Source organism: Streptomyces sp. NPDC127084 (genome assembly GCF_042724175.1).
Taxonomy (GTDB): Bacteria; Actinomycetota; Actinomycetes; order Streptomycetales; family Streptomycetaceae; genus Streptomyces.
The window spans coordinates 1-3,486 of sequence record NZ_JBHXFA010000055.1 but is presented as its reverse complement, the minus strand read 5'-3'; the positions used below and the strand labels follow the sequence as shown (position 1 = coordinate 3,486).

The 3,486-nt window shown below is 67.9% G+C and carries 3 protein-coding genes; 2 read left to right on the top strand and 1 reads right to left on the bottom strand.

What is annotated here, in order from left to right; translation table 11 throughout:
• Window positions 1-100: 100 nt before the first annotated feature.
• A complete protein-coding gene (locus ACFWI9_RS15290) occupies window positions 101-1,066 on the top strand; it encodes a helix-turn-helix transcriptional regulator (protein ID WP_387162116.1) in 966 nt (321 codons plus the stop codon).
• Here the strand turns inward: ACFWI9_RS15290 and ctaD are convergent.
• Window positions 1,026-2,765, bottom strand: a complete 1,740-nt coding sequence (gene ctaD, locus ACFWI9_RS15285; RefSeq protein WP_387162115.1) for a cytochrome c oxidase subunit I — start codon at window positions 2,763-2,765, stop codon at window positions 1,026-1,028. The genes ACFWI9_RS15290 and ctaD overlap by 41 nt on opposite strands.
• Window positions 2,766-3,225: 460 nt before the next feature.
• Here ctaD and ACFWI9_RS15280 point away from each other — a divergent pair, with 460 nt between their 5' ends.
• Window positions 3,226-3,441, top strand: coding sequence for an I78 family peptidase inhibitor (locus ACFWI9_RS15280; RefSeq protein WP_387162113.1), 216 nt, complete (start codon window positions 3,226-3,228; stop codon window positions 3,439-3,441).
• Window positions 3,442-3,486: the final 45 nt, after the last annotated feature.

Below are 3,486 nucleotides of genomic sequence, written 5' to 3'. Positions count from 1 at the left end.
AACACGGCCCCAACCACCCTCGGCTTCACGCTGCCCCATCTCTTATTAGTTGCCCCCCCCGCGCACCCGCGGTGCCCCCCCGCGGTGCCAGACTCGTCCCATGCTGGAAACCTCGGCGCGACTGCTGCGCCTGCTCTCCCTGCTGCAGGCGCACCGCGACTGGTCCGGAGCCGACCTCGCCCGACGACTCGGCGTCACGCCGCGCACCGTGCGGCGGGACGTCGACCGTCTGCGCGAGCTCGGCTACCCCGTCAACGCCAGCCCCGGCACGGGCGGTGGCTATCAGCTCGGCGCGGGCGCCCGGATGCCTCCGCTGCTGCTCGACGACGATGAGGCCGTGGCCGTCGCGGTCGGTCTGCGCACCGCCGCGGGCCAGGGTGTCGAGGGCATCGGTGAGAGCTCCGTACGCGCCCTGGCCAAGCTGGAGCAGGTGCTGCCCGACCGGCTCCGCCGGAGGATCAGCGCCCTGAACACGTTCACCGTGCCGATGCTGCGGGCGCCGCGGAACCCGGTGGACCCCGCGGTCCTGGCGGAGCTGGCCGGCCTCTGCCGGGACGGGGAGCTGCTGCGGTTCGCGTACGAGGACCATGGCGGCCAGTCGACCCGCCGCACGGTGGAGCCGCACCGCCTGGTGTGCAGTGAACGCCGCTGGTATCTCGTCGCCTGGGATGTGGACCGGGCGGACTGGCGGACGTTCCGGGTCGACCGGCTCACCCCCAGACCGCCGCACGGCCCGCGCTGCACCCCGCGCACCCCACCGGCCGCCGACCTCGCGGCCTATGTCTCCGAGGGCGTGTCCACGACCGCTTACGCCGCGAAGGCGGTGATCAGACTGCGGGTGCCGGTAGAGCGGGCGACCGAGGTCATCTCACCGTCGGACGGAGTGCTGGAAGCGGAAGGGCCGGACAGCTGTCTGCTGCACACGGGAGCGGTCAGCCTCGATGGGATGGTCATCCATCTGATGCTGACGGGCTTGGACTTCGAGGTGGTCGAGCCGGTGGAGCTGACCGCGCACATCAGGACGATCAGGGACCGGCTGTCCCGCGCCCTGGGAGACCGCGGCTGACGTCGTCGTGCGGGGACTCAGGAACGGCTGGGCGCATCCTCGCAAAGTCCGGGTGATGCAGATCGAACGCCGGGGCCTCGGAGCGGATCCGGGGCAGCGAGACGAAGTTGTGCCGGGGCGGTGGGCAGGACGTCGCCCACTCCAGTGACCTGCCGAACCCCCACGGGTCGTCGACCGTGACCTTCGGCGCGTATCTCGCCGTCTTCCAGACGTTGTAGAGGAACGGCAGCGTGGAGCATCCGAGCAGGAACGCCCCGATGGTCGAGACGGTGTTGAGGACGGTGAAGCCGTCCGCCGCCAGGTAGTCCGCGTAGCGCCGTGGCATACCCTCCGCGCCCAGCCAGTGCTGTACGAGGAAGGTGGTCTGGAAGCCGATGAAGAGGGTCCAGAAGTGGATCTTGCCGAGCCGCTCGTCCAGCATCCGCCCGGTGAACTTGGGCCACCAGAAGTAGAACCCGGCGAAGGTGGCGAAAGTGACCGTGCCGAAGACGGTGTAGTGGAAGTGAGCGACCACGAAGTACGAGTCGGTGACATGGAAGTCCATCGGCGGCGAGGCCAGGATGACCCCCGTCAGCCCGCCCAGCAGGAACGACACGAGGAAGCCCACCGCCCACAGCATCGGCGTCTCGAACGACAGCGAGCCCCTCAGCATCGTGCCGCTCCAGTTGAAGAACTTCACCCCGGTGGGCACGGCGATCAGGAACGACAGCAGGGAGAAGAACGGCAGCAGCACCGCACCCGTGGCGAACATATGGTGCGCCCACACCACCAGGGAAAGGCCGGTGATGGCCATCGTGGCGCCCACGAGGGTCACGTAGCCGAAGAGCGGCTTCCGGGAGAACACCGGGATGATCTCCGTGATGATGCCGAAGAACGGCAGGGCGATGATGTAGACCTCGGGGTGGCCGAAGAACCAGAACAGGTGCTGCCACAGCAGCGCTCCGCCGTTCCCCGAGTCGAACACCACCGAGCCGAACCTGCGGTCGGACTCCAGCACCAGCAGCGCCGCCGCCAGCACCGGGAACGCGGCCAGCACCAGGATCGTGGTGAAGAGGATGTTCCAGGTGAAGATCGGCATCCGGAACATCGTCATCCCCGGTGCCCGCATACCGATGATCGTCGCCAGGAAGTTCACCGAGGTGAGGATCGTGCCGAAGCCGGAGAACGCGAGCCCCATGATCCAGAGGTCGATACCGACGCCGGGCGAGCGCTCAAGGCTGTTCAGCGGGGCGTAGGCGGTCCAGCCGAAGGCGGCGGGGCCGGTGGGCACCAGCAGCGAGCCGAGCACCATCAGACCGCCGAACAGGAACAGCCAGTACGAGAACATGTTCAGCCGCGGGAAGGCCACGTCCGGCGCGCCGATCTGCAGCGGCACCAGCTCGTTGGCGAAGCCCGCGAAGGTCGGCGTGGCGAAGAGCAGCAGCATGATGGTGCCGTGCAGGGTGAAGGCCTGGTTGAACTCCTGGCTGGTCAGCAGTTGGAGTCCGGGGCGGGCGAGCTCGGCCCGCATCAGCATCGCCAGCAGTCCCGCGACCAGGAAGAAGCCGAACGAGGTGATCAGATAGAGATGGCCGATCTTCTTGTGGTCCGTGGTGGTGAGCCAGTCCACGACCACACGGCCCCGGCCGCGCCGCCGCTGCCTCGGGGGAATCGTCGCGGCGGGCGCGCCCGGGGGCGTCCCCGCGGTGTCCGTCCCCATCGCTGCCCCCTCGGGATTCCGTCTCGGGCTGGAGCCACAGTAGGCACGAAGGACATCCGGGAGGGCGCGACACGAACCGGGACACGGGTGATACGCGTACGGGTGATCGGCAGTTTCGTCCGGAAGTAGGGACTGCGTAAGGAATGATGAATTCCCGGACTCCGGTGCGGCGGTCCGAGCGGGCTTCGGAAGGAATTCCGGGAGAGCGTGGCGTATTTCGGGAGCGATGGGATAGGAAGAAATTCGGAACAGGATCGACTTGTCTCAGGCAGTACCTGATCGATCTCCGTATTAATTTCTCTGCTTAACAGCATGGATGAACGCATCGCCGTCAAACGTATGTCGTGATCCTGTGACACAAGCGTGACCGGTGAGGTACGAGAGGATGCTGATAGCCGTCCGGATCCCGGACGGCGGTAGGCCTTTCGCCACCGTCCGACGCCACCTACGGTGAGGTTCCATGGCACCGATACCGACCCCGCCCGCAGAGCCCGACCACACACCCGACGACTACGTGGGCCTCGACGCCGACACCGCGGAGCGGCGTGCCCGCGGTGATGGCTGGACCACCGTCAGATCGCTGCCGCCAGGGGCCATCATCACCATGGAGTACCTGGCGGGCCGGCTGAACTTCGAGGTGGACGACGGCAGGGTGCGGCGCTGCTGGAAGGGCTGACAGCGGCCGCGCCCGGTGAAGGTCGTGGGCCCCCGCCACCACGGT

What these genes read in the sequence shown, in the direction of transcription:
- ACFWI9_RS15290 (WP_387162116.1), top strand. Translation starts at nt 101, where the DNA reads ATGCTGGAAACCTCGGCGCGACTGCTGCGCCTGCTCTCCCTGCTGCAG.
- ctaD (WP_387162115.1), bottom strand. Translation starts at nt 2,765, where the DNA reads ATGGGGACGGACACCGCGGGGACGCCCCCGGGCGCGCCCGCCGCGACG.
- ACFWI9_RS15280 (WP_387162113.1), top strand. Translation starts at nt 3,226, where the DNA reads ATGGCACCGATACCGACCCCGCCCGCAGAGCCCGACCACACACCCGAC.